This is a genomic window from Thermoanaerobacterales bacterium (assembly GCA_030019475.1).
Taxonomy (GTDB): Bacteria; Bacillota; Desulfotomaculia; order Desulfotomaculales; family JASEER01; genus JASEER01.
On sequence record JASEER010000002.1, the window covers coordinates 71,090 to 96,530 of the forward strand.

Here is a 25,441-nt window from a genome sequence, read left to right on the forward strand (position 1 = left end):
CACTGGGAGGTCGCGACCCCCCTCCGAAAGCGGCGGAAGGAGGGAACGCTCTTTGAAAAAGGTGGAGGCCATCATCCGGGCCAGCAGACTGGAGGCGGTCACCGAGGCCCTGAACAGGTTCGGCATCCAGGGGATGACGGTGACCGATGTCCTGGGCTGCGGGTTGCAGAAGGGGCACCGGGAGATCTACCGGGGCGCCGAGTACATCAAGCTGCTGCCCAAGGTTAAGATCGAGATCGTTCTCCAGGACAGCGCGGCCGACAAGGTCGTAGAAACCATTATCGCCGCCGCGCGCACCGGTGAGGTGGGAGACGGCAAGATCTTCATCTACCCGGTGGAAACGGCGGTCCGCATTCGTACAGGTGAGTCTGGTGACAAAGCGATTTAGTCACCCGGGCGAGGGCGCCCTGTGGAAAGAGAGAGGCCGAAGGCTCTCTCCCCGCAGGGCGCTTTTCTGTTGAACTGCAGAACGCACTTTTCCTGCTCATTATCTGCCCTGGCGGCATTTGCTTAAGGAAGGAGAGCGAGTGAGATGCTGCATACCCTCTTGAGGCGCGGGTTGCGCCGCGGCCTCCCGGCGGTCCTGCTGCTATTGGCGACCCCGCTGGCGGCCTGGGCGGCGGAGGAGGGCCCGGCGATCGACACCGGCGACACGACATGGGTCCTGGTCTCGGCGGCCCTGGTCATGCTGATGACCCCCGGGCTGGCCCTCTTCTACGGCGGGATGGTCTCCCGCAAGAACGTCCTGAACACGGTCATGCTGAGCTTCATTGCCCTGTGCGTCATTTCCGTCCAGTGGGTGCTGTGGGGCTACTCCCTGGCCTTCGGGCCGGACGTGGGGCATATTATCGGCTCCCTCGACTGGCTCGGCCTGCAGGGGGTCGGCCAGGCGCCCAGCGACACCTACGCCACGACGGTTCCTCACCAGGCCTTCATGGCCTTCCAGATGATGTTCGCCATCCTGACGCCGGCCCTGATTACCGGGGCGCTGGCGGAGAGAATGCGCTTTTCGGCCTTCCTGCTCTTCCTGGTCCTTTGGGCGACCTTCGTTTACGACCCGCTGTGCCACTGGGTCTGGGCCGCCGACGGCTGGCTGTGCAACCTGGGCGCCCTGGACTTCGCGGGCGGCACGGTGGTCCACATCGCGTCCGGCGTGGCCGGCCTGGTGACCGCCCTGGTGCTCGGGAAGCGCAAGGGCTACGGCAAGCGGCCCATGCCCCCGCATAACCTGCCGCTGACCGTCCTCGGCGCGGCGCTCCTGTGGTTCGGCTGGTTCGGCTTCAACGCCGGCAGCGCCGTGGCGGCCAACGGCCTGGCGGCCAGCGCCTTCGTCGTCACCAACACCGCCGCGGCGGCCGCCGCCCTGGGCTGGGTGGTCACGGAATGGCTGCGGCAGGGCAAGCCGACCGTCCTCGGCGCGGCCAGCGGCTGCGTGGCCGGCCTGGTGGCCATCACCCCCGCCGCCGGCTTCGTCAGCGTCGTCCCGGCGGTGATCATCGGCCTGGCGGCCGGGGTCCTCTGCTACCTGGCGGTCAGTGTCCTGAAGCGGGCGCTGGGCTATGACGACGCCCTGGACGCCTTCGGCATCCACGGTATCGGTGGCACTCTGGGCGCCCTGGCCACCGGCGTCTTCGCCGTCAAGGCGGTCAATGAGCTGGGCAGCGGCCTCCTCGACGGCAACCCCGGGCAACTGGTGACGCAGCTCATCGCCGTCGTGGCCAGTTGGGCCTTCGTCGCCCTGGCGACCTTCGTGATCTTGAAGATCGTCGGCCTGATCGTCCCGCTGCGGGTGTCCGAGGAGGACGAAGAGACCGGGCTGGATGTCACGCAGCACGGCGAGAGCGGTTACTCGGACGACTTCGCCCTCGGCTCCGCCCTGGCGGCCGGCGCCGTCAAGGCGAGCGCGGCGGTTACTTCCGGGGCATCGGTGCCGCAAAAGGCCTGAGGCTCCGGTGCCGCGCCTGGTGTCTGATATACCAATGTAGACGGCGGAGCAAGGCCTGCTCCGCTCCCAACAGGGCGAAGGGGCCCTTGCCGGGGAACAGAGACCCCTCTCTCATCCCCCGGCAGGGGCCTTTCTTTTCCCTGGCCCAAATCCCACCACAAAGGAGGAGCGTTATGATGCGCAAGGTGGCCATCTACGGCAAGGGGGGCATCGGCAAGTCGACCACCCAGCAGAACACGGCGGCGGCTATGGCCCACTTCTTCGGCAAAAGGATGTTCATCCACGGGTGCGACCCCAAGGCCGACTGCACCCGCCTCGTCCTGGGGGGTAAGCCGCAGGTGACGGTGATGGACACCCTCCGGGAACTGGGACAGGAGGCGGTGACCGTGGAGCGGGTCGTCAAGACCGGGTTCGGCGGGATCAGGTGCGTCGAATCAGGAGGGCCCGAACCGGGTGTGGGGTGTGCCGGACGCGGCGTAATCACCGCCATCAATATAATGGAAGAAGTGGGAGCCTATTCTTCTGACCTGGACTTCATCTTCTTCGACGTTTTGGGCGACGTGGTTTGCGGCGGTTTTGCGATGCCGGTGCGGGAAGGCAAGGCGCAGGAGATTTACATCGTTGCCTCCGGCGAAATGATGGCCCTGTACGCGGCCAACAACATCTGCCGCGGGATGGTCAAATACGCCGAGCAGAGCGGCGTGCGCCTGGGTGGCATCATCTGCAACAGCCGGAACGTGGACGGGGAAAGGGAACTGGTGGAGGAGTTCTGCGCCAGAATCGGTACGCAGATGATCCACTTCGTACCCCGGGATAACATCGTGCAGAAGGCGGAGTTCAATCGTCAGACCGTGGTCCAGTTCGACCCGGATTGCAATCAGGCCCGGGAGTACCGGGAACTGGCGCGGAGGATCATCGAAAACGAGCGGTTTGTTATCCCGCAGCCGATGAGCATGGACGAAATGGAGGAGTTGGTGGTAAAATACGGGCTTTTGGATTAGGGCGAGTAGGACGACACTTTAACATTTTGGGTTGAGGAGGTCGAAGCCATTGAAAATGATCCGTGCCGTCGTACGACCGGAAAAGGCGGAAGAGGTGGTCGATGCCCTGGCTGCGGCCGGGTACGTGGCGCTTACCAAATTGGACGTGGTCGGGCGCGGCAAACAAAAGGGGATCCAGATAGGTGACATCTACTACGATGAGCTTCCGAAGGTGATGCTCCTCCTCGTCACCGGTGCTGAAAACGTCGCGGAGGTGATCGAAATCATCAGCCGGGCGGCGCATACGGGCAATTTCGGCGACGGGAAGGTCTTCGTCAGCCCGGTCGAGGAGGCCTACACGGTGCGGACCGGGAGCAAAGGATTATAACGAGCAAAGGGGGTGCGCGGCGGTGAAGGAGATCGTGGCCATCATCCGCCCGAAAAAGATGACCAGGACCAAAGAAGTGCTGGCCGCGCTGGGTTTTCCGGCGCTGACGGCCTGCAAGGTCCTGGGGCGCGGCAAACAAAAGGGACTGGCGGGCGAGGTCGCCTTCGGTCTGCGGCCGGAACTCACCGGTGAGGAGGGAACGATGCGCTACGTCCCCAAGCGGATGATTTCCGTCGTGGTTCCTGATGCGGACGCCCGGCTGGTGGTGGAGGCGATTATGAAGGTCAACCGGACGGGGGCCGTCGGCGACGGCCGGGTCTTCGTCTGCCCGGTCGAAGAGGTCGTGCGGGTGCGCACGGGGGAACGCGACGACGCGGCGATTGCCAACGAAACGGAAAGCGAGGGGGAATACCGGAATGCCCTTGATTAACCTGAAGTGCAACGCGACGATCCCGGAGCGGGAAAAGCACATCTACATCCACGACCCCCGGCAGCCGGTGATTCCGGCCTGCAACATCAATACGGTGCCGGGGGATATGACCGAACGGGGCTGCGCCTTCGCCGGCGCCCGCGGGGTGATCGGCGGCCCGATCGCCGACATTATTGCGATGGTGCATGCCCCGGTGGGGTGTGCCTGGTATACCTGGGCGACGCGGCGGCACCTGTCCGACCTTTATCCCTGGGCTACGCCGACAAAGCTCGCTAACACCGCCTTTAACCGGCGCTACTGCGTGGTGACCGATATGCAGGAGAAGGACGTGGTCTTCGGCGGCGTGAAAAAGCTCAGGCAGGCCTGTCTGGAAGCCTTCCGGCTTTTCCCAGAGGCGCGGGCGATGGTCATCTTTACCACCTGCACCACGGGTCTGATCGGCGACGACGTGCAGGCGGTGGCCCGCCAGGTGGAAAAGGAGGTCGGCAAGCCGGTCTTCACGGCGGAATCGCCCGGTTGCTCGGGCGTGAGCCAGTCCAAGGGCCATCACGATTTCAATATGCAATTCTACCGCCAGGTGAAGGCCCTGCGGGAGCGCCGCCCGGAACTGAAGATGCGGGAAGAGGAGAAAACGCCGTACGACATCTGCCTGATCGGAGATTACAACATGGACTGGGACCTGAAGGTAATCCGCCCGCTGTTTGAGAAGATCGGCGTGCGCATCGTGGCGGTTTTTTCCGGAAACGAGCGGATCGAGAACCTGATCAAGATGATCGACGTAAAGCTGAACGTGGTGCACTGCCAGCGTTCCGCGGAGTACATCGCGCACATGATCAAGGACGGGTATGATATTCCGTTCATCCGGGTCTCGCTCTACGGCATCGAGCAGACGGCGGAGGCGCTGCGGAAGACGGCGGCCTTTTTCGGGCTGGAGGAGCGGGCGGAAAAGGTGATTGCCGAAGAAGTGGCGCGGGTCGAAAAGGCGCTGGCCTTCTACCGCGAGAAGCTCACCGGGAAGCGCATCGCCATCTACGTGGGGGGGCCACGGGTCTGGCACTGGATCAGGCTGATGGAGGAACTCGGTATGGAAGTGATCGCCGGCGCCTGTACCTTCGCCCACGAGGACGACTACGAGAAGATCAACGCCCGGCACAAGGGAGGCATCCTGGTCATCGATGCTCCCAACGAGTTTGAGCTCGAGGAGATGCTGGTTACTTTAAAGCCCGACCTTTTCCTTACGGGGCTCAAGGAGAAGTACCTGGGGCGCAAGATGGGCATCCCCACGGTGAACTCCCACTCTTACGAAAAGGGGCCTTACGCGGGGTTCGCCGGGATGGTGAATTTCGCCCGGGACATTTACCAGGGCATCTACGCCCCGGTCTGGCGGTTCCAGGACGGCCTGCCGGCGGAACAACGGGGGGAGGAAGCGGTATGCGGGTAACGGAAATCCCGGTCGAGGGCATCCCCTACGACCAGTTAAAGGTGGAAAAGATACCGGCCGCGCCGGCCTATGCGCCGCGTGACCCGGAGTTGGTGGCGGCGGCCGACCGAGCGCTGGTGGTAAACCCGGACCGCACGTGCATGCCGCTGGGGGCGATGTGGGCCGTTTTGGGAGTGCACCGGGCGATTCCCTTCGTCCAGGGGGCGCAGGGGTGCACCACCTATGTACGGTACACCTTCTGCCGCATCTTCAAGGAGCCGGCGACGATCGCAACGGCCTCGTTTCACGAGGACGCCGCGGTCTTCGGCGGCCGCCGCAACCTGGTGGAAGGGCTCCGCAACCTGGCGGTGCGGTACCGGCCCGAGGTGATCGGTGTGGTCACAACCTGCTCCAGCGAGATCATCGGGGACGATATGGTGAGCTTCATTAAGGCGGCGCGGCAGAACCTGCGCGAGGAACTCGGGGCCGAAGCGGCGGACCGGATCGCCGTCGTCCTGATCAACACTCCGAGCTTTGCCGGCTCGCACGTCGAGGGGTACAACCGGGCGGCCAGGGCCTTCGTGGAAACGCTGGCCATGGCCAGGAACACCTCAAGTAACCGGGTAAACATCATTCCCGGCCTGCTCTATCCGGGCGACATCCGGGAGATCAAGCACCTCCTGCGGGAGATGGGGATCGAAGCGACAATTCTTTTCGATATTTCGGACACCTTGGATGCGCCCCTGGAGCCGCCGCAGCAGATTCCTTACTACCCGCCGGGAGGCACGCGGCTGGCCGAGATCAGGGAGATGGGCAATGCCTGCGCCACCTTCGCCCTGCAGGCCGACGCCGGCGGCAGCGGCGCCCGGTGGTTGGAGCGGAAATTCGGCATCCCGGCGGTGGCGGGGCCGGTGCCGGTAGGGGTGGCCGCCACGGACGATCTCCTGCAGCATCTCAGCCGGTTCACGGGGCGGGATGTCCCGGCCGCGCTCCGCGCCGAGCGCGGCCGCCTGGTGGACGCCATGGCCGACACCTTCCACCACACGATGATGAAGCGGGTGGCCGTCTTCGGTGACCCGGACACCGTGGCGGGGGTGACGCGGTTTGTCTGCGAGCTGGGCATGACCCCGGTAGCAGTGGCGGCGGGGACCGCCAGCAAGAGGTTCGCACAGGAGGTCGAGGCGGCATTTGCGGCGTACCGGGAGCTCTTCCTTGACACGCCGAAGGTTTTCAACGGGGGCGATCTCTTCGAATTCGAGGAATACCTTAAAACGCTGCCGCGCCTGGACCTGATTATCGGTAATTCCAAAGGGGTGGACATCGCCCGGGAACTTGATGTCCCCTTGGTGAGAGTCGGCTTTCCGGTTTACGACCGTTTTGGATACCAGAAGCGGCCGATCGTGGGTTACCGCGGGGCGGAGTTGCTGCTCTACGAAATCGTGAACGCCATGCTGGATCACCGCTACCCCGATGACCGGACGCAGCAACTTTAACAGACCGGAGGGGCGGAAAATGGATACTGGACGGGGAGGATCATCCGGATGCAAATGCTCAGGCCGCCGGCGGGTGGAAGCGCTGCCCTGCTTGCCGGGCTGCGGCGCGCCCACCATCCCCGGGGAGGTATCCAGCCGGGCGTGCCCGTACTACGGGGCGCGCTGGCTGCTGGCACTGGTCAAGGGCGCGCTGCACCTTGTGCACGCCCCGGTGGGATGCGCCTATTACGGCGGGTCCGTGCGCGGGAAGGCGTACCGGATGCTCTCCACCGCCCTGGATGAAAAGGAGATTATTTTCGGAAGCGAGGCCAAGCTGGCGCGGGCGATCCGCGAAGCGGTCCGTCTTTTCCCGGAGGCCGGGGCCATCTTCGTGTACGGCTGCTGCGCTGCGGGGCTCACCGGTACGGACATAGACGGCATCTGCACCGCCGCCCGCCGCCGTACCGGGCGGCCGGTGGTACCGGTGGGCTGTGCGGGCTTCGCCGGCACCAGCCAGGGCGACGGTCACGCCATTGCGGCGGCGGCGCTGGTCAGGTTCCTGGTGGGCCGTGCCCCTCCGGACACGGCCGCGCCGTACGACGTTAATGTCCTGGGCGAATTTAACAATGGTGGCGATCTGGGGGAGATTGAAGATTTGCTCGGGCGGCTCGGCCTGCGGGTACGCTGTGCCTTCACGGGGAAGGCGGACATCACCGCTCTGGCCGGTGCCCACCACGCCCGCCTGAACCTGGTGCACTGCCGCCGCACCGGCGGACCATTGGCGGAAGCGATGGCGAAAGAGTACGGCATCCCGCACCTGCCCGTCAACTTCTTCGGGCTCGCCGCCACCGCGGCCTCCCTGCGGGAAACGGCCGCCCGGTTCGGCCGGGAGCGGATGGCGGAAGAGATAATCCGTGCAGCCACCACAGAGGCGGCTCCGGTGTTGGAGAGCGTGCGCCGGCATGTGACCGGGTTACGCGTGGGTCTCTACTTCGGGGCCTCGCGCGTGGGAATGATGGCCGCCGCGTTCCGCGAACTGGGGATGGATGTCGTGTTTGCCGGGGCGCAATTCGGCCTGGCTGAGGATTATGCCGCCGCCGGAGCGCACATGACGGTTGGCGGCAGGCTTAAAGACGACGCCTCCCAGTGGCAGTTGGAAGATTTTTTGCTGCGGGAAAGGCCGGATCTTTTCGTCGGGGGCACCCGGGAGCGCTTTTTGGCCCATAAATACGGCGTACCGTTCATGGTTTTCCCCCAGAAGGGCAAGCCCTATGCCGGCTTTAACGGTTTCGTCAATTTCGCCCGGGACATCGTAAAAGCTCTGCGAGCGCCGGTTTGGCAATTCATTCCGGGGAGGTGGGCGCATGTCTTGGGAGACTGACTTGAAGGGACACCCCTGCTTTAACCGAAGCGCCTCTACACGTTACGGCCGGGTGCACCTGCCGGTGGCGCCCCGCTGCAACGTCAAGTGCCGCTACTGCGACCGCCGCGGGGACTGCCCGAACGAGAGCGGCCCCGGCGCCGCCAGCCGGGTGCTGTGCCCGGATGAGGCGTTAGCCGAACTTAAGCGCCTCATGGCGCGCGATCAGCGCATCCGGGTGGCGGCCGTGGCCGGGCCGGGCGACCCCCTGGCCAACGAGGAGACCTTTCACACCCTGGACCTGGTGCACCGGGAGTTCCCGGAGTTGATCAAGTGCCTGAGCACCAACGGCCTTCTGCTGTCGGACCGCGTACCGATGCTCAAGGCACTGGGAGTCAAATCGGTGACCGTGACCGTCAACGCCGTCGATCCCCGGGTAGCCGAGCCCGTCTACGAATGGGTGCGTTACCGGGACGAGACCTATCGCGGCCGCCAGGCCGCCGCGCGCCTGGTCCTCAACCAGCTCGAGGGGATCTGGCGGGCGGTGCGCCTGGGCCTGGCGGTCAAGGTGAACACCGTCCTGATCCCCGGTGTCAACGAGGGGCACGTGGCGGAGATCTCCCGCGTGGTGAAGGGCCTGGGCGTGAGGCTGATGAACGTCATGCCCCTGGTGCCCCGTGCCGGTTTTCGTGACCTCCCGGCGCCCGGCGCGGCTATGATGCGGGCGGCGCGGACGGCGGCGGGCGCCTTCACGCCCCAGATGGACTGGTGCCGGCAGTGCCGCGCCGACGCCGCCGGGCTCCTGGGCGAGTGCGGCCGGATATGAAGGGGGTCTTTCTGGTGGATACCACCCTGCGCGACGGGGAACAGGCGCCGGGGGTGGCTTTCAGCACGAGGGAAAAGGTCCTTATGGCCCGGCTGCTGGACCGCGCGGGTGTGTACCAGATCGAGGCGGGCATTCCGGCGATGGGCGAGGTGGAGCAGGAAGCGATAAGGCGCATCGCCGCCCTGGACCTGCGCAGCCGGGTCAGCACCTGGAACCGGATACTGCCGGAAGACATCCGGGCTTCGCTCGCCTGCGGGGTGCGGGACGTGCACCTCTCCGCCCCCGTTTCCGAGATCCACCTCCGGTACAAGCTGGGCCGGTCGCGCCGCTGGGTCCTGGCGCAACTGCGGAAAACGATCGCCTACGCTTTGGCCTACGGCTGCCGCGTAACGGTGGGGACGGAGGACGCCTCCCGGGCGGAGGATGCCTTTCTGGTGGAGTTCGCGCTGCTGGCGCAAGAGATGGGAGTCGAACGCCTGCGCTACTGCGACACGGTGGGGGTGCTCGACCCTTTCACGACCCTTGAACGTCTCACCCGCCTGCGGGAAAAGGTGGCCATCCCGCTTGAATTTCACGGACACAACGATTTCGGCATGGCCACCGCCAACGCGCTGGCGGCGGTCAAGGCCGGGTGCCGGTACGTGGACGTTACCGTGGGGGGGCTGGGCGAGCGGGCGGGAAACGTGCCTCTGGAAGAGGTGGTGGCGGCGCTGGAGCACCTTTACGGCCTCCCGGCGGGCCTCGACCGCCGCCGGCTCAGCATCTTGAGCCGCGTGGTGGCCAGGGCGGCCGGCCGGGAGAGGAAAAAGGTCATAAGCGACACGGCGATCGGGGACCGGCCGCACAGGCAAAAGGAGGAAGCGGAATGCGAAAGAGAGCCTGGTTTTTCGTAAGTCTCGCCGGTTTGCTGGCGGGCCTGCTTGTCGGGTGCGGAACGCCCCGGACCGCCCGGGAGGCCGCGCCGGCCAGGGAAATCGCGGTTTACGCCGGCGCGGGGCTGAGAGACGCGCTGCCGGAAGTGGCGGACCTGTACCGCCGGCAGCATCCGGGGACCAAGGTCTCCTTTAACTTCGCCGGCGCCGGTACGTTGCAGAAGCAGGTCGAGCAGGGAGCGCCGGGTGACATTGTCATCTTCCCCGGCGAGAAGCAGATGAATGCCTTAGAAAAGGAGGGGTTGATCGACAAGGCCACCCGTAAGAGAATCCTGGCCGATAAGCTGGTGCTCATCACGCCGGAGGATGGGCAAAAGGTGAAGGGCTTTGCCGACCTTGCTTCACCGGACGTCGGTAGGGTGAGTATCGGCGATCCGGCCATCGTGCCGGCGGGAGAATGGGCGAAGGAGGCGCTGGTCAACCTGGGGCTCTGGGACAAGGTACAACCGAAGCTCGTTCTGGCCAAGGATGTGCAGCAGGTCCGTACTTACGTGGAAACAGGGAACGTCGACGCGGGCCTGGTGTGGCGGTCCACCGCCGCGGTTTCGCCAAAGGTCGGGATCGCGGCCGAAGCGCCGGCAAAGACCCATCGCCCGATCTTCTTCACCGGGGCCGTAGTCGGCGGCAGCAAGGAAAAAGAAGCGGCCCTTGATTTTCTTAACTACCTTGCCGGGCCGGAAGCGGCCGGGGTTTTCGCCAGATACGGTTTTACGCCCCTGGCGACGGCGTCCTGAACGGCCCAAGCGACAATCGACCGTTTCCTGCGGTCATGGATGGCGCACGGAAAGGGGGAAAGCGGCGATGCCGGAAGAGGCGGTACGTGCTCTGCTTCTGTCGCTTCGGGTGGCGCTTCTGGCTACGGCGGTGGCGGCCGTGGGCGGGGTGGCGTGTGCCCGCCTGCTCGCCCGCGCCCGCTTTCCGGGAAAGGAAGCGGTGGAGGCGGTTTTGCTCCTCCCCCTCGTTCTTCCGCCTACAGTGGTCGGGTTCGGCCTGCTTCTACTACTTGGCAATAGCGGCCCGGTAGGCTGGCTCGTCCCGGGCGGGTTGCTTTTCACCTGGCCGGCGGCGGTAATCGCCGCGGCGGTGGCGGCCTTCCCCCTGGTGTACCAGAACGCCCGGGCCGCCTTGGCGCAGGTCGATCCAGATCAGGAAAACGCCGCCCGGACCCTGGGGGCGGGAGAGTTGCTGGTCTTTTTCACCGTGACCATCCCCCTCGCCTGGCCGGGTATCCTGTCGGGCTTAGTCCTCGCCTTTGCCCGGGCGCTGGGAGAATTCGGTGCCACGCTGATGGTAGCCGGGAATATCCCCGGCAAGACCCAGACCGTGCCGATGGCGATCTATTTCGCGGTGGAAGCGGGAGACTACCACACGGCACTCCCCCTGGTGGCGATCGTGTTGCTGTTCTCTTTTGGGGTGATCTTCGGACTGCACCGCTGGTCGGGGCGTCACATCGCCCGCTATGCCGGGCGGAGGAGGGGCTGATAAATGCTGGCGGTGGAAATCGAGAAGAGGTTGCCTGACTTTACTCTGAAGGCCGCTTTCGCTGTCCCGGCCGGCGAACTCCTGGCCCTGGCCGGGCCTTCGGGCTCGGGGAAGACCACCATCCTCGAGTGCCTGGCCGGTTTGCAGCGGCCGGACGCCGGCCGCATCGTTCTGGAAGGGCGGCCGTTCTTCGCCGGCGCGGCGGGGATAAACCTGCCGGCCGCCAGGCGAAGGGTGGGGTTCGTCTTCCAGGCCTATGCCCTCTTCGAGCACCTGACGGTTTGGGGAAACGTGCTCTACGGGCTGCGGGGCCTGCGCGGGGACGAGAAGAAGGCCGGGCTCCGCCGGGCGGCGGGGCTTATGACGCGCTTCGGTATCGGCCATTTGCGGGAGCGCTTTCCCGCCCAGCTCTCAGGCGGTGAACGCCAGCGGGTGGCCCTGATCAGGGCGCTGGTGCGTGATCCGGCGGTGCTGCTTCTCGATGAGCCTTTGGCGGCGTTGGACCGGGGGCTGCGGGAGCAGTTGCGGCATGAGATAAAGGAATTGCCGGCGGAATGGCGGATCCCCGTGGTTATGGTGACCCACTGCTGTTGCGAAGAACGACTGGCGTCCAGAGTCCTGCGCCCGGTCAGGTCCAACGGTGCCGTCTGCTGGACGGCCTGACAATCTTGAACGTGGCGGATAAGCTGTGCGGAACAGAGTTCTCCCGGTTAACCTTAACCTTACCGGAAGACGGAGCAACGGGGCGATTCCTTCGGGGGGCCGGGCGGGGGACGGATCAACCTCATCGCCTCGGCGCGCGGGGCCTTCGCCCTGATGGAGTCCTCCGCGCACGGTTGACAGATCAGCCGCTCCCCATATAATAGAACCCATAGGATACAGCGTCGTATCGAAGGCCGACGGAGGCGTCCCGAAAGGGCGCCTTATGTTTTTTCCGGATGGCCGCGGGCGGCGTCCCGCGGATCCGGCACAGGGAAGGTGAACAGAGGGATGGAGCCGAAACGTGTCCTGATCGTTCAGAACGTATCCCTGGAGGGACCGGGATTCCTGGGCCCGGGGATGGCCGAGGCCGGGTGGGAGCTGGACCTGAGGCGGATGGACCGGGCGCGGAGTACCCTGCCGGCCACCCTGGACGGCTACCAAGCGTTGATTATTCTGGGCGGGCCGATGGGTGCCAACGACGAGGACCGTTTTCCTTACCTGGGCAAGGTTATGCGCCTCATCCGGGACGCAGCCCAACGCGATCTGCCGACGCTCGGCATCTGCCTCGGCGGGCAGCTCATCGCCAAGGCGCTCGGAGGACGGGTGGCGAAGAGCCAGCGGGCTGAGCTTGGCTGGTACAGGGTCAGCCTGACCGGAGCCGGGCAGGAATCGCCGCTCTTCGCGCGTTTCCCGGAGAGCTTTCCGGTTTTCCAGTGGCACGAGGATGCCTTCGAACCGCCGCCCGGAGCCGAGTTACTGGTCTATGGAGACGCCGGGTGCTGGAATCAAGCCTTCCGCTTCGGAAACCGGGTTTACGGCCTGCAGTTCCACCTGGAGGTCACGCCGGGGATGATCGAGGAGTGGCTGCGGGCTTACGCCGACGACGTGCGGCGCGCCGGCGGTTACGGCATGGGTGACCGCATCCTGGAACAAACCAAAAAGAAAGACACGATGTGCCGCTGGCTCGCGGGGCGTTTCGTCGGCAACTGGCTGGATATCACCGGCGGTTCGGAATCCGGATGCGGGTGCTGCTTTAGCTCCTAATGATTTCCTCGAAAAAACGGTTGCCAAAAAGGCGAATCGCAAGTATACTTTGAAAAGCAAGGGTACAGTGTGGTACCCTGGTGCAGGCCGTTGACGCCCTGTTTTGGCAGGGCGTTTCTCTTTTGGATGACCCGGAGACGCGCGGCGGCGCCGCCGGACGCTTGGGCGAGGGTGCCCCGGGGGCCAGTTCCCCCCTGGGCGCCCTTTTCTCTTTTCTTCCCGGGAAGCGGGGTGAAAGCGGAACCGGTCACACGTCCCTGACGCCCCATAGGGCGAAGGTTTGATCACTCACAAGTTTTTTGAAGGGAGAGTGCATGCAATGTCCAAGTCGCCGCAGGAGGTCCTGGCCTGGGCCAGGGAAAAGGACGTGAAAATGGTCGACCTGAAGTTCGTCGACCTGCCCGGTACCTGGCAGCACTTCTCGGTGCCGCTGTCCGAAATCGATGAGGGCGCCTTTGCCAACGGGCTCGGCTTCGACGGCTCCAGCATCCGCGGCTTCAAAACGATCAACGAGAGTGACATGATCCTGCTGCCGGACCCGGAGACGGCCTGTCTCGACCCCTTCTGCGAGGTCCCGACGCTGAGCCTGGTCTGCAACGTCTACGACCCGGTGACGGGCGAGAACTACAACCGCGACCCGCGGTTCATCGCCCGGAAGGCCGAGGCCTACCTGAAGCAGAGCGGGATCGCGGACGTGAGTTACTGGGGGCCGGAGGCCGAGTTTTTCATCCTGGACGACATCCGCTTCGACCAGAGCCAGTACGCCGGTTACTACTTCATTGACTCCGACGAGGGCTTCTGGAACTGCGGCCGGAACAACGGGAGCCCCAACCTGGGGTACCGTCCCCGTTACAAGGAGGGCTACTTCCCTGTTCCGCCGACCGACACCATGCAGAACCTGCGCACCGAAATGGTGCTCCTGATGCAGGAATCCGGGATCGCGGTCGAGTGCCAGCACCACGAGGTGGCCACCGCCGGCCAAGCCGAAATCGATATGAAGTTCGCCCCCCTGACGAAAATGGCCGACCAGCTCCTGCTGTTCAAGTACATCATTAAGAACACGGCCATAAGGCACGGCAAGACGGCGACCTTCATGCCCAAGCCCATCTTCCAGGACAACGGCTCCGGAATGCACGTCCACCAGAGCCTCTGGAAGGACGGCCGGCCGCTCTTCTACGACGAAAAGGGCTACGCGGGCCTAAGCGAAACCGCTCTCTACTACATCGGCGGTCTGCTGAAGCATGGCCCGGCCCTCGCCGCCCTGTGCAGCCCGACCACCAACTCCTTCAAGCGCCTGGTGCCCGGCTTTGAGGCGCCGGTGAACCTGGTCTATTCCAAGCGCAACCGCAGCGCCGCCGTGCGTATCCCCATGTACTCGCAGAACCCGGCGACGAAGCGCATCGAGTACCGCCCGCCGGACCCGTCCTGCAACCCCTACCTGGCCTTCGCCGCCCTGTTGATGGCCGGCCTGGACGGCATTGAAAACCGCATCCACCCCGGGGAGCCCCTGGAGAAGGACCTCTACGAGCTTCCGTCGGAAGAAGCGGCCGCGATCAGGTCGCTCCCGGCCACTCTGGACGGAGCGCTGGCGGCCCTGAGGGATGATCACGCCTTCCTGTTGAAAGGCGACGTTTTTGACGAGGACATCCTCGAGGCCTGGATCGACTACAAGATGAAGCGCGAAGTGGACGGCCTGCGGCTGCGTCCGCACCCCTACGAGTTCGTTCTTTACTACGACGTATAGCGTTATCGGCGTGAACACCGGGGCGGGGGAAGACGGTTTTTCTCCCGCCCCCTTTTGTGTTTTACTAATGGTAAGGCCGCTAACGTTGTTAAACAGACTGGGGGTCAGCACGATGAAGGTTGCCATTGCCCAGCTCAACCCCACGGTCGGGGATCTGCGGGGCAACACGGAGCGTATCCTGGAGAACCTGGCGCGGGCCGGGACCCAGGGGGCCGCCCTGGCCGTCTTCCCGGAACTGGCGGTGACCGGTTACCCGGCGCGCGACCTGCTCTGCCGTACGGATTTCGTTACGGCGGTCGAACGCATGGTATACGAGCGGATCGTTCCCGCCGTCGGGGAAACGGCGGCGCTGGTCGGCGCACCGCTGCGGGACGGGGACGGTCGCCTGCAGAACCGAGCGCTGCTGATCCATCGGGGGAGAGTCCTCGGCTGGGCGGCGAAGACGCTGCTGCCGGATTACGACGTGTTCGACGAAAGCCGCTACTTCGCACCCGCCAGGGAACACGTCCCCCTTGCGCTCAACGGGCTGCGCCTGGGGGTCACGGTCTGCGAGGACATCTGGAACGACAAGGACTTCTGGCCGCGCCCCAACTACCCCGTCGATCCGGTGGCCGAGCTGGCCTCCCAGGGGATTGACATGATCGTCAACCTGTCGGCCTCCCCGTATCACCACGGCAAGCGGCGCCTGCGCGAGGACATGGTCTGCGCCATCGCCGGCAAATACGCCCGTCCGGTGGTTTACGCCAACCAGGTCGGGGCGAACGACGAACTCATCTTTGACGGCGGCAGCTTCGTCGCCGACCCCCGGGGGCGGGTGATCGCCAGGGCGCCGTCTTTCGAGGAGGCCTTGCTCGTCGCGGACCCGGCCCCCGGCGAACGGCACGCCGAACCGCTCCCTGCCGTGCAGGAGTCAGTCGGCGACATCTTCCGCGCCCTTGTCCTTGGTCTAGGCGACTACCTGCGGAAGACCGGCTTCCGCCGGGCGGTGGTCGGGCTCTCCGGAGGGATCGACTCGGCGCTCACAGCGGCTCTGGCTGCGGCCGCCCTTGGACCGGAGAACGTGGTCGGGATCTCGATGCCGTCCCGCTACTCGTCGCCGGGCAGCCTGGAAGACGCCAGGGCCCTGGCCCGGAACCTGGGGATCGAATACCGTGTCTATCCGATTGACGGGATCTTTGCCCGCTGTCTGGATGTCCTCAACCAGGGGGAAGAACCGCGGCTCGACGTGGCCGAGGAGAACGTGCAGGCGCGCATCCGGGGGAACATCCTGATGTTTGTTTCCAACCGGGAGGGGGCCCTGGTGCTGAGTACCGGCAACAAGTCGGAACTGGCGGTGGGTTACTGCACCCTTTACGGCGATATGTCGGGGGGACTGGCCGTTCTGGCCGACGTGCCCAAGACCATGGTGTATGAACTGGCGTACTATATTAACCGGGAAAGGGTGGTCATTCCCGAAAACACGCTCGTCAAACCCCCTTCGGCCGAACTCCGGCCTGACCAGCGGGACGAGGACAGCCTGCCGCCGTATGCCGTCCTGGACCCGATCCTGCGCGCCTACGTTGAGGAGCAGTGCTCGGAGGAGGAAATCATCGCCGTCCTGGGCTATTCCCGGGAGCTGGTCCGGCGGGTGATCCGCATGGTCGATCGGGCGGAGTACAAGCGGCGGCAGGCCGCGCCGGGCCTGCGGGTGACGTCGAAGGCCTTCGGCTGGGGGCGGCGGATGCCCATCGCCCAGGGCTGGGACGGGAGGTCTTAGGCCGTCTGCTGCTCCCCCGTTTCGGCGTCCGCCGCCGCGGCCCGCGGCAGACGGATCAGGACGGCGATCAGCAGGACGCAGAGTATGAGCAGGGCCCCGCACGCGTAGAAGGGCGCGGTGGGGCCGGCTATCTGGTAGAGGTAGCCGCCGGCCGGGGAGCCCAGGATGAACCCCAGGCTCTGCATCGTGCTCAGGGCGGCGATGGCCGTGCCGCGGCTGGCGGTCGGGGCGAGGGCGGAGGCGATGGCCGTCCATGCCGGGGCGCCGAAGACGTAGGCCAGGCCGAGAAGCCCGATAAAAGCTGTTAACAGCCAGAGGTTCTCCGCAACGGGCAGGAGAAGGATGCCGGCCGCTCCCGCCAGGAAGGCCAGGCGTGCCGCCCTGGTATAGCCGATGCGGTCGGCGAGCCGGCCCAGGGGGATGGATGACAGAGCGACTAGAATCACTGGAACCAGGATAGCCCGCGAAATGTCGGCTTCATCAAACCCGAGGTGCTGTCTGATGAACAGGACGAAGACGGGGCCGAGAAACCCGACGGCGAACATCTGCAGGACCGAGACGGCGAGCAGGGCGCCCAGGGGGCGGCTGGCGCGGATAAAGCGCAGTTGGGCCGGGATGCCTCCGGCAAAGGCCGCGACCAGCACCCGCCGCCGGTCAACGGGGGGGCTTTCCCGCCGGTCCCGGCGGTCGGGCAGCATTACGGCCAGCAGCAGGCCCAGCCCCGTCACCGCCGCCGCGGCCAGCAGGGCCGCGCGGTTGCTTCCCGCCAGGTGGCTTAAGAAGATGCCGGCGGGCGGGCCCAATCCGAGGGCGATGAGATAGGACGTGTTGTAGATGGTCAGGGCGGTGGCGCGGTGTTCCGGGGCCACGCGGTCGGCCGTCAGGGCGGCCATGGTGGGCCAAAAGGCGGCGATCGACAAACCGTTGATGATCTGTAAGATGACAAAGTGCAGGGGGTGGCGGGCACAGAACATCAGCACCGGGACGCAGAGGGCCAGCGCCAGCCCGGTAAGAGCCACCGGCTTGCGGCCCAGGTGATCCCCGATGATTCCGAAGGGCGTCTTAGAAAGGGTTTCGCTAGCGGCGTAGGCCCCGAAGATAAAGCCGATCGTGCCGGGGGCGATGCCGAGTTCCACCGCCAGGTAGAGGGGCAGGACAGGGATGACCAGGGCCCAGCCGGCGGTGGCCAGGAAGGATACCGCCCCGATCAGGCCGAGGACGGGATAACAGCGAAAGATAGCCGCATAGGCTTTCGGCAAGAATCGCAAGCCGTTCACTGCCTCCCCCGGGCCACTTAACGTTCCCAGTTTATCATACGCCGTTTTCCGGTGTCACCTTTGCACGTTACAAAGTTTTCACCAGAATGCCCCCCGGTTTCAACCAGGGGATGAATGCGCTTGGCTTTTTCATCCAGCTGTGCTACAATTTAAGCAGGCTGGAGGAGATGTTAAGTGCAAATGGTAACACTCAAAATAAAGCTCCTGCATCCTAACAAAGGCAAGCTGGAGAAAATCGCTCGCATGCTGGAGACATACCGCCGGGCATGCTCCTGGTTCCTGGAGCAAGCCGAAACTTTGAACACTACCAGTCGGGCGCATCTAAACCGTAAAACCTACTGGCAAGCATGCGGGCTATTCGACCTCAACCGTGGCACGCTCCAGTGCGCCATGCTCAAAGCGTTGTCCGCCAGGCGTTCCCACCTTTCCCGCAAACTGAGGGGCAAGAAGGCCAGTCTGCCAAAATTTGAGAGGGTAGTTCCGGTAATGGTGCGGCAGGACTGCTACTCTTTCTATCAGCTTCCCTCCGGGACTTGGGTTGTCAAGTTTCCCGTCTCCTCCGGCAGAAGCCAGATAGCCGTGCCCCTTGCCGTTTCTGAATACCACGCCAGGAAGCTCCAGGACTTGGCAGGAGGTTCCTGCCGCCAGGGGTCCATGGAGATCTGGCAGAACAAAAACGGCGAGTGGTACGTTAGCATATCCCTTGTTTACCAAACCAGTCTTAACGAGCCGGGCGGCGTAATCGGGGTCGACTTTGGCATTGTCAAGCTGGCCGTGCTGTCCAATAACGTGTTTTTCGATGGCCGCCAGGTAAGGTGGCGCAAAGAGCGTTGGGCAGGAAGGCGAAGAGCGCTCCAGCAGGCAGGCAGGCTTTCCCGTGTCAAGAGGGAAGCCGGACGCGAGCGCAGGTGGATGCACCACATCAACCACTGCCTTTCCAAGCACATCGTGAGAATAGCAACAGCTGAGGGCAAGATCATCGCGATGGAGAACCTGCTGGGTATTCGCGACCGGGCCAAAGGCTCCAAAAAGTTCAACCGGATGATGTCCGGTTGGAACTTCCGGGAGCTAGCTTCGTTCATCGAGTACAAGGCCGCCCTTGCTGGAGTGCCCGTGGTCTACGTCGATCCCAAAGAGACATCCAAGACCTGTCCGAAGTGTGGGAATGTTTCCCGCTACAACCGAAAAGCCCAGGGCTGGTTTAAATGCACCCGATGCAGCTACCAGTCCGATGCGGACAGGGTGGGAGCCTTAAACATCGCCGCCAAAGCGCTCGATGCTCTTGGGGCATGACCCTGAGAGAAAAGGGAACGTGACACCCCTTAAGGCCAAGGTGATGATCCGGATCAGCCGGGGAACGCTGGCTAACCTGCGGCGAAGCCGCCGTCCCACGATGGGTTGCCCCCGAATTACTCGGGGGAGGATGTCACAATAACAATCACTTTAACACGCCCAGGGAGCACCGAGGATGCTGCAGACCCGCGTCGCCGTCGCCGTGGCCGACGAGACAGAACGCAAGTCGCTGCGTGACAAGCTGGTTAAGGCCGGTTACCTGGTTATCGCCCAGGTCGGCGAAGCCAAGGAGGCATTGCGGGTCACTTTTGAATTTCACCCCGACCTCCTTCTCTTTGACGTCGACCTGCCGGATTTCGGCGGTCTGGCCGTCCCCCAGGTTGTTGAGGAACACCGCGTCGCCCCGCTGGTGTTTCTTGTTTCCGACCCTCAAGATGTTCTTCGCTATGCCCGGCATCAATGGGTGTTCGGCTACGTGTTGCGTCCTTACACCGATGAGGACCTGCTGCTGGCGGTGGAGGTCGCCCTGGCCAACTTCCAGCGCCTGGTTCCGTTGGAGCAGGAGAACATCCGGATGAAACGCCAGCTGGAGGGCCGTAAACTCATTGAACGGGCGAAGGGTTTATTGATGGAGTACCACGGCTGGTCCGAAAAGGAGGCCTACCGCTTCCTTCAGCGGCAGAGCATGGACTCCGCGCGCAGCCTGACCCGGGTAGCGCGGGAGATTATCATTGAGCTGGAGCGGCAGGGCTGAGTGCACGGTGGACTGACAAATTTCTTCATTAAGGAATTGATTTTTGCCCCGCCAGGTCTTATAATTGGGGGCAGTTAGTGTAAATACTGCGGTTACGGGGCAACGGCGTCCCTTTAAGACCTGTATCTTTAGGTCTTAGAGGGCGTTTTTATTTTTTGGGAGGTCGGGCAGGTCAGGTGAAGAAGCTCTTGACTGCGCAAGAGGTCCGGGAACTGGCCCAGGAATACCGTGTAAAATTCGTCCGCCTGCAGTTTACAGACGTCCTGGGCGACTTCAAGAACGTGGCCATCACCGTCGAGGAGTTGGAGCGGGCCCTGGAAGGCGCGATTCCCTTCGACAGCGCCGCCGTAGAAGGCTTTGACGGCCACCGGGAAGCCGATATTCTGCTTCATCCGGACCCGTCCACCTTTGTCATTTTCCCCTGGCGCCCGCGCGACGGGGCGGTGGCGCGCCTCATCTGCGAGGCCCGTACGGCGAGCGGGGAACCCTTCGAGGGCTGTTCGCGCTCCGTCCTCAAGCGTGCCCTCGCGCCCTTGCAGGAGCGCGGCTGGCGGCTGCTGGTCGGGGTGGAAAGCGAGTTCTTCCTCTTCCATACCGACGGGCAGGGGCGGCCGGAAACCCGCACCCATGACCAGGCCGGGTACTGCGCCCTTACCCCGCTGGACCTCGGGGAGAACGCCCGCCGGGACATGGTCCTTACCCTGGAGGAGATGGGGATCGAGGTCAAGTCCTCGCACCACGAGATCGCCCCGGGCCAGCACGAGATCGGCCTGAAGGACGACACCGTCCTGGCTATGGCCGACAAAGTGAGCACTTTCCGCTTTGTCGTGCGCACCGTGGCCCAGCGCCATGGCCTTCACGCGACCTTTATGCCCAAACCCCTGACCGGCCAGGCCGGGTCGGGGATGTCCCTCAGCCTGTCCCTCTGGTCCAACGGGAAGAACATGTTTTATGACCCCGACGCCCCGCGGTGCTTGAGCCCGCTGGCCTACAACTTCATCGGGGGACTGGTGCGGCATGCGCCGGCCCTGACGGCGATCACCAACCCGCTGGTCAACTCCTATAAACGGATGCTCCCGGGCCGCATGTCCCCGTTGCTGGCCGGCTGGTCCGACGATAACCGCTGCACCATGTTGCGCGTGCCCGTGCACCAAACCGGGGGGGCCCGGATTCTCCTGCGCAGTCCGGATTCGACGGCCAACTTCTACCTGGCGCTTGCCGCCATCACGGCCGCCGGCCTCGACGGGATAACAAACGCCATCCCGGCGCCGGAGCCCCTGCCCGATGGGGACGGCGCCACCCTGGCCGCGCAGATCAGGGACTACGGCCTGCCGCGCAACCTGGGCGAGGCCCTGGACTCCCTGGCGTCCGATGAGGTGATCCGCGGGGTCCTGGGGGAGACGATCTACCAAAGATACACCACCCACAAGCGGGATGAGTGGGAGCGCTTCCAGCGCCAGGTACATGCCTGGGAGATCGAAGAATACCTGACGAGGTTCTAGAGGCGAGACCCGGGGCGTCCGGTGGCACGTTCCGGGAAGCCCTGCCTGGAAGAACGAGTTATACGGAAAGGGGGTGTTCTTCGCTTAGCTGACTGCCTGGTCAAATAGTTAAGAAGAGAAGAAATATAGAGTTTCTTTTTTCTATTCCATGTTTTTTCAGGAGGATGGTAGAATCATGAACTTCAGCGTTGGCACCAATGCCACTGCGGCGACGCAGACCAAGCTGCGCACCGGCAGCAGCCAGTGCCCCATGAGTGGGATGTGCGTGACCTGCCTGGACGGCTGCGTCGGGTTCTGCGAGGTCGGCAAGTCCGCCGTCCGGGGCAAGGAGGTCCTTTATCCCCAGCCCTTCGGCAAGACGACCTCGGCGGCCCAGAAGAACTACCCGGTGGACTATTCTCATTTCAGTATCATGGGCACCGCCGTGGGCGCGCACGGCATTGAGGCCGATCCCGACAAGGCCATTTTCCCGGCTGTGGACATTACGACGGTGCTGGGGGCGGACAAGGAACTTAAGCTGCGGCTCCCGGTGGTCATCGCGGCCATGGGCTCCACCAACGTGGCGGCCAACAACTGGGAGCACCTCGCCGCGGGCGCGGCGGTCTGCGGCCTGGGCATTGTCATCGGCGAGAATGTCTGCGCCATGGACCCCAACGCCGAGATCAAGGACGAACGCATTGTTCACTCGCCGGCGATGGAGGCCCGGATCCGGGCTTTCACCGACTGGTATAACGGCAAGGAAGGTTTCATCGCCGTTCAGGCCAACGTCGAGGACACCCGCCTGGGAGTCCAGGAGTACTGCATGGAGCGTTTCGGCATTGAGGCCGTCGAGCTGAAGTGGGGCCAGGGCGCCAAGGACATCGGCGGGGAAGTCAAGCTCGACTCCCTGGAGCGGGCTTTGCAGTTAAAGAGCCGCGGCTACATTGTCCTCCCCGACCCGGAGGACCCGGCTGTGCAGGAGGCCTTTAAGGCCGGAGCTTTCAACGAGTTCGAGCGCCACTCCCGGATCGGGATGGTCGACTATGAATCCTTTATGGAGCGGGTGGAGCAGCTCCGCCGGGCAGGAGCGAAGTACGTCTTCCTGAAGACCGGCGCCTACCGGCCGGCCGACCTGGCCCGTGCCGTGAAGTACGCCTCCGACGCCCGGCTGGACCTCCTGACGGTGGACGGTGCCGGCGGGGGCACCGGGATGAGCCCGTGGCGGATGATGAACGAATGGGGTCTGCCGACCCTTTACATCCAGGCCCTCCTGACGCAGTACTGCGACCGCCTGGCGGTGAAGGGCGCCTACGTTCCGCCGGTGGCCATCGCGGGCGGCCTGACCCTGGAGGACCACATGTTCAAAGGCTTTGCCCTGAGCGCCCCGTACGTCAAGGCCATCGGCATGGCCCGCTCGCCGCTGGCGGCGGCCATGGTCGGCAAGACCGTCGGCCGTTCGGTGCGGGCGGGGAAGGTGCCGGCCGAGTACCAGAAGTACGGCGACCAGGTGGAGCAGATCTTCTTCGGGGCCGCCGATCTCAAGAGCAAGCTCGGTGCCGACTTTGACCGCCTGCCGGTGGGCGCGGTCGGCGTTTACACCTACATGGAGCGCCTGTCCCAGGGCCTGAAGCAGCTTATGTGCGGGGCGCGCAAGTTCGCGCTGCGCCACATCGAGCGCGAGGACCTCGCGGCCCTGACGCCGGAAGCGGCGCGGATCACCGGCATTCCTTACATAATGGATGTCGACAGCGAGGAAGTCGACGAAATCCTGGGCTAAAAGCGCCCATAACAGTGGCTAGTGCTTGCATAATGTATACTTTTATTGGTGCAAGGCAAAACCCCTTGCTCTTTGGTCAGTTGACACGTATACTGTAAAAGTAACTCACAAAAGCTGGACACAACGGTGTGTCCGGAGCGGCAATGGTGCCCTCTTCGGCCTTCACAGGCCGGCGGGGGCATTTTTGCTTGAACGGCACCGCGGCCGTCTATACTCTGAACAGGAGGTAGGCCTTGTGCCGAGGCAGCAGCGAGTAGTCGTTATTGACCCTGACGCACACTGGCGCCAGCACGTGAAGGCAATGCTTGTCAAGGCCGATTTCCTGGTCATCGGGGAAGCGGAGGACGGCATCACCGCCTTGAAGCTCATCCGCTCCCGACAGCCCGACCTGGTGGTGACCGAGGCCTTTCTGTCCGGGATGGGCGGCCTGGAACTGGCGCGCATTGTTCACGACGATAAGCTGGCACCGGTGGTCATCACCTGCGCGACCTACGACCAGTCCACCTTGGGAAAAGCGGTCGAGGCCCAGGCGCAGGGGTTTCTGGTCAAGCCACTCGACGAGGCCACCGTCATCCCGGCGGTGGAAATCGCGCTGGCCAACTACAGGGAACGGATGCGCCTGGAGGCCGAGGTCAGCGCCCTGAAGGACAGCCTCGAGACGCGGAAGATTATCGAGCGGGCCAAGGGCATCCTGATGCAGACCATGGGGCTCTCGGAGAACGAAGCCTTCCGCCGGATGCAGAAACAAAGCATGAACAAACGCATCTCGATGCGCGCCGTGGCCGAGGCCATCATCCTCGCCCACAATATCGGATTCTAGGATCACAAACCTATACAGTAACCCTGGCGGACACAAGGACGTATCCTCCAGGATGGCAATGGGGCCTTTGAAGCGGGTAGTGTATACCCCTTTGAAGGCCTGCCTTTTCCCGGGGCGCTTTCAGGAGGCGAAATCAAGTAAGAAAGAGGGGTTTTGCGGCTATGGAACAGACGACCAAACAGGAGATCCTGGAGAAATGCCGCCAGCTTGGGGTCAAGTTCATCCGCCTGCAGTTCACGGACATTATGGGTGTCCTGAAGAACGTGGCCATCCCCCTGGAACAGCTCGACAAGGCCCTGGACGGGGAGTTGATGTTCGACGGCTCGTCGATCCACGGGTTCGCCCGGATCGAGGAGTCGGACATGTACCTGCGGCCCGACCCCCGGTCCTTCGCCATCTTCCCCTGGCGTCCCAGGGACGGCGCGGTGGCGCGCTTGATCTGTGACGTCTATAACCCGGACGGCAGTCCCTTCGCGGGCTGTCCCCGGCAGTGCCTGCGGCGGATCCTGGCCGAGGCGCGGAAGATGGGTTACTCGATGCAGGTCGGTCCGGAGATGGAGTTCTTCCTCTTCCACGTGGACCCGGATGGGCGCCCGCTGCTTGAAACCCAGGATAAGGCCGGTTATTTCGATCTTTCCCCGGTGGACAGGGGCGAAAACGCCCGCCGGGAAATGGTGATGTCTCTGGAAGAAATGGGTTTTGAGATCGAGGCCTCCCACCACGAAGTGGCGCCGGGCCAGCATGAGATCGACTTCAAACACTCCGACGCCATCGACGTGGCGGACAAAGTGGTGACCTTCAAGTTCGTCGTGCGCACTCTCGCCCAGCGGCACGGGCTGCATGCCACCTTCATGCCGAAGCCGATCTTCGGTATCAACGGCTCGGGAATGCACGTCAACATGTCGTTGGCCAAAGGGGGGCGGAACGCCTTCTTCGATCCGGGGGCGCCCGACCAGTTGAGCAAGGATCTGCTTTACTTCGTGGGCGGTTTGTTGAAGCACGCGCGCGGCATGGCTGCGCTGACGAACTCCACCGTGAACTCGTACAAGCGCCTGGTACCCGGCTACGAGGCCCCGGTTTACCTGGCCTGGGCGCAGGGCAACCGGAGCGCCTTGATCCGTATTCCCGCCAAGCGCGGCGGTTCCACCCGGGTCGAGCTGCGCAATCCCGACCCGGCCTGCAATCCCTACCTGGCCTTTGCCGCCGCCCTGGCCGCCGGGCTCGATGGGATCAAGAACAAGATCGAGCCGCCGGAGAAGTTGGGGGTGGACATCTATCACCTGACGCCCGAGCAGCGCGCCGCGATGGGGGTGGCCAGCCTGCCGGGCAGCCTGGCCGAGGCCCTCGATGAACTGAGCCGGGACGAGGTGATCAAGGCCGCTCTGGGCGAACACATCTATACGAAGTTTATAGAACTGAAGCGGCAAGAGTGGGACGCCTACCGGGTCCAGGTCCACCCATGGGAGATAGCGGAGTATCTGGAGAGATTCTAGGTTCAAAGAGATGGTGGCGGGGAACCCCGCATTACCATCCTCCTGGTCCTCGCCGGGGACGGTGG

The 25,441-nt window shown here is 64.1% G+C and carries 23 protein-coding genes; 22 read left to right on the top strand and 1 reads right to left on the bottom strand.

Translation table 11 applies throughout. The features are described 5' to 3' along the window. Positions 1–52: 52 nt before the first annotated feature. The 16 genes from QMC81_00880 to QMC81_00955 all read left to right on the top strand — a co-directional run bounded on the left by QMC81_00880 (position 53) and on the right by QMC81_00955 (position 16,481). Entirely contained in the window at positions 53–388 is a 336-nt protein-coding gene (locus QMC81_00880; GenBank protein ID MDI6906025.1) for a P-II family nitrogen regulator, read from the top strand. A gap of 144 nt (positions 389–532) precedes the next feature. Beyond that, the gene (locus QMC81_00885; protein MDI6906026.1) at positions 533–1,945 is read left to right on the top strand and encodes an ammonium transporter; all 1,413 of its coding nucleotides are present in this window, start codon (positions 533–535) and stop codon (positions 1,943–1,945) included. 176 nt (positions 1,946–2,121) lie between these two features. Beyond that, entirely contained in the window at positions 2,122–2,946 is an 825-nt protein-coding gene (gene nifH, locus QMC81_00890) for a nitrogenase iron protein (GenBank protein ID MDI6906027.1), read from the top strand. A gap of 55 nt (positions 2,947–3,001) precedes the next feature. After that, positions 3,002–3,313 carry a P-II family nitrogen regulator gene (locus tag QMC81_00895; GenBank protein ID MDI6906028.1) on the top strand — a complete coding sequence of 104 codons (312 nt, stop codon included), beginning with the start codon at positions 3,002–3,004 and terminating at the stop codon, positions 3,311–3,313. Between the two features lie 22 nt (positions 3,314–3,335). After that, on the top strand, positions 3,336–3,743 hold the full coding sequence (locus QMC81_00900) for a P-II family nitrogen regulator (GenBank protein MDI6906029.1): 408 nt from the start codon (positions 3,336–3,338) through the stop codon (positions 3,741–3,743). Beyond that, positions 3,730–5,184 (top strand): nitrogenase component I subunit alpha, encoded by a 1,455-nt coding sequence (locus QMC81_00905; protein ID MDI6906030.1) that lies wholly within the window; start codon positions 3,730–3,732, stop codon positions 5,182–5,184. Before QMC81_00900 ends, QMC81_00905 begins: the two co-directional genes overlap by 14 nt. Continuing rightward, positions 5,175–6,656, top strand: a complete 1,482-nt coding sequence (locus QMC81_00910; GenBank protein ID MDI6906031.1) for a nitrogenase component 1 — start codon at positions 5,175–5,177, stop codon at positions 6,654–6,656. The genes QMC81_00905 and QMC81_00910 overlap by 10 nt, the downstream gene beginning before the upstream one ends. A gap of 73 nt (positions 6,657–6,729) precedes the next feature. Further along, entirely contained in the window at positions 6,730–8,016 is a 1,287-nt protein-coding gene (locus tag QMC81_00915) for a nitrogenase component 1 (GenBank protein ID MDI6906032.1), read from the top strand. Beyond that, positions 8,000–8,821, top strand: coding sequence for a radical SAM protein (locus tag QMC81_00920; protein MDI6906033.1), 822 nt, complete (start codon positions 8,000–8,002; stop codon positions 8,819–8,821). Before QMC81_00915 ends, QMC81_00920 begins: the two co-directional genes overlap by 17 nt. Positions 8,822–8,835: 14 nt before the next feature. Then, positions 8,836–9,714, top strand: coding sequence for a homocitrate synthase (locus QMC81_00925; protein ID MDI6906034.1), 879 nt, complete (start codon positions 8,836–8,838; stop codon positions 9,712–9,714). Continuing rightward, positions 9,687–10,487, top strand: a complete 801-nt coding sequence (modA, locus tag QMC81_00930) for a molybdate ABC transporter substrate-binding protein (GenBank protein ID MDI6906035.1) — start codon at positions 9,687–9,689, stop codon at positions 10,485–10,487. Before QMC81_00925 ends, modA begins: the two co-directional genes overlap by 28 nt. Positions 10,488–10,554: 67 nt before the next feature. Beyond that, positions 10,555–11,235 carry a molybdate ABC transporter permease subunit gene (gene modB / locus QMC81_00935; GenBank protein MDI6906036.1) on the top strand — a complete coding sequence of 227 codons (681 nt, stop codon included), beginning with the start codon at positions 10,555–10,557 and terminating at the stop codon, positions 11,233–11,235. 3 nt (positions 11,236–11,238) lie between these two features. Next, positions 11,239–11,898: an ATP-binding cassette domain-containing protein gene (locus tag QMC81_00940; GenBank protein ID MDI6906037.1), complete on the top strand. Its 660-nt coding sequence runs from the start codon at positions 11,239–11,241 to the stop codon at positions 11,896–11,898. Positions 11,899–12,225: 327 nt separating this feature from the next. Then, on the top strand, positions 12,226–12,981 hold the full coding sequence (locus tag QMC81_00945; protein MDI6906038.1) for a type 1 glutamine amidotransferase: 756 nt from the start codon (positions 12,226–12,228) through the stop codon (positions 12,979–12,981). 319 nt (positions 12,982–13,300) lie between these two features. Further along, positions 13,301–14,725 (top strand): type I glutamate--ammonia ligase, encoded by a 1,425-nt coding sequence (gene glnA, locus QMC81_00950; GenBank protein MDI6906039.1) that lies wholly within the window; start codon positions 13,301–13,303, stop codon positions 14,723–14,725. Between the two features lie 112 nt (positions 14,726–14,837). Then, entirely contained in the window at positions 14,838–16,481 is a 1,644-nt protein-coding gene (locus tag QMC81_00955) for an NAD+ synthase (GenBank protein ID MDI6906040.1), read from the top strand. Here the strand turns inward: QMC81_00955 and QMC81_00960 are convergent. Beyond that, positions 16,478–17,749 (bottom strand): MFS transporter, encoded by a 1,272-nt coding sequence (locus tag QMC81_00960; GenBank protein MDI6906041.1) that lies wholly within the window; start codon positions 17,747–17,749, stop codon positions 16,478–16,480. The two genes, QMC81_00955 and QMC81_00960, sit on opposite strands and share 4 nt — an antisense overlap. Before the next feature lie 189 nt (positions 17,750–17,938). On the opposite strand from QMC81_00960, the gene QMC81_00965 reads away from it, so the two are divergent. The 6 genes from QMC81_00965 to glnA (QMC81_00990) all read left to right on the top strand — a co-directional run bounded on the left by QMC81_00965 (position 17,939) and on the right by glnA (QMC81_00990) (position 25,376). Continuing rightward, on the top strand, positions 17,939–19,051 hold the full coding sequence (locus QMC81_00965; protein MDI6906042.1) for a transposase: 1,113 nt from the start codon (positions 17,939–17,941) through the stop codon (positions 19,049–19,051). A 175-nt stretch (positions 19,052–19,226) separates the two neighbouring features. After that, complete coding sequence (locus QMC81_00970) at positions 19,227–19,805, top strand: ANTAR domain-containing protein (protein ID MDI6906043.1); 579 nt, start codon at positions 19,227–19,229, stop codon at positions 19,803–19,805. Positions 19,806–19,981: 176 nt separating this feature from the next. After that, a complete protein-coding gene (gene glnA / locus QMC81_00975; protein MDI6906044.1) occupies positions 19,982–21,307 on the top strand; it encodes a type I glutamate--ammonia ligase in 1,326 nt (441 codons plus the stop codon). A 175-nt stretch (positions 21,308–21,482) separates the two neighbouring features. Continuing rightward, positions 21,483–23,063, top strand: coding sequence for an FMN-binding glutamate synthase family protein (locus QMC81_00980; protein MDI6906045.1), 1,581 nt, complete (start codon positions 21,483–21,485; stop codon positions 23,061–23,063). A 235-nt stretch (positions 23,064–23,298) separates the two neighbouring features. Further along, positions 23,299–23,883 carry an ANTAR domain-containing protein gene (locus tag QMC81_00985; GenBank protein MDI6906046.1) on the top strand — a complete coding sequence of 195 codons (585 nt, stop codon included), beginning with the start codon at positions 23,299–23,301 and terminating at the stop codon, positions 23,881–23,883. Between the two features lie 161 nt (positions 23,884–24,044). After that, positions 24,045–25,376, top strand: coding sequence for a type I glutamate--ammonia ligase (gene glnA / locus QMC81_00990; GenBank protein MDI6906047.1), 1,332 nt, complete (start codon positions 24,045–24,047; stop codon positions 25,374–25,376). The last annotated feature ends 65 nt before the right edge of the window (positions 25,377–25,441 follow it).

Bases quoted from the DNA above. Each gene is read 5' to 3' on its own strand.
- QMC81_00885 (MDI6906026.1), top strand. From the start codon at position 533: ATGCTGCATACCCTCTTGAGGCGCGGGTTGCGCCGCGGCCTCCCGGCG.
- nifH (MDI6906027.1), top strand. From the start codon at position 2,122: ATGCGCAAGGTGGCCATCTACGGCAAGGGGGGCATCGGCAAGTCGACC.
- QMC81_00895 (MDI6906028.1), top strand. From the start codon at position 3,002: ATGATCCGTGCCGTCGTACGACCGGAAAAGGCGGAAGAGGTGGTCGAT.
- QMC81_00905 (MDI6906030.1), top strand. From the start codon at position 3,730: ATGCCCTTGATTAACCTGAAGTGCAACGCGACGATCCCGGAGCGGGAA.
- QMC81_00910 (MDI6906031.1), top strand. From the start codon at position 5,175: ATGCGGGTAACGGAAATCCCGGTCGAGGGCATCCCCTACGACCAGTTA.
- QMC81_00920 (MDI6906033.1), top strand. From the start codon at position 8,000: ATGTCTTGGGAGACTGACTTGAAGGGACACCCCTGCTTTAACCGAAGC.
- modA (MDI6906035.1), top strand. From the start codon at position 9,687: ATGCGAAAGAGAGCCTGGTTTTTCGTAAGTCTCGCCGGTTTGCTGGCG.
- modB (MDI6906036.1), top strand. From the start codon at position 10,555: ATGCCGGAAGAGGCGGTACGTGCTCTGCTTCTGTCGCTTCGGGTGGCG.
- QMC81_00940 (MDI6906037.1), top strand. From the start codon at position 11,239: ATGCTGGCGGTGGAAATCGAGAAGAGGTTGCCTGACTTTACTCTGAAG.
- QMC81_00945 (MDI6906038.1), top strand. From the start codon at position 12,226: ATGGAGCCGAAACGTGTCCTGATCGTTCAGAACGTATCCCTGGAGGGA.
- glnA (MDI6906039.1), top strand. From the start codon at position 13,301: ATGTCCAAGTCGCCGCAGGAGGTCCTGGCCTGGGCCAGGGAAAAGGAC.
- QMC81_00955 (MDI6906040.1), top strand. From the start codon at position 14,838: ATGAAGGTTGCCATTGCCCAGCTCAACCCCACGGTCGGGGATCTGCGG.
- QMC81_00965 (MDI6906042.1), top strand. From the start codon at position 17,939: ATGGTAACACTCAAAATAAAGCTCCTGCATCCTAACAAAGGCAAGCTG.
- QMC81_00970 (MDI6906043.1), top strand. From the start codon at position 19,227: ATGCTGCAGACCCGCGTCGCCGTCGCCGTGGCCGACGAGACAGAACGC.
- QMC81_00980 (MDI6906045.1), top strand. From the start codon at position 21,483: ATGAACTTCAGCGTTGGCACCAATGCCACTGCGGCGACGCAGACCAAG.
- glnA (MDI6906047.1), top strand. From the start codon at position 24,045: ATGGAACAGACGACCAAACAGGAGATCCTGGAGAAATGCCGCCAGCTT.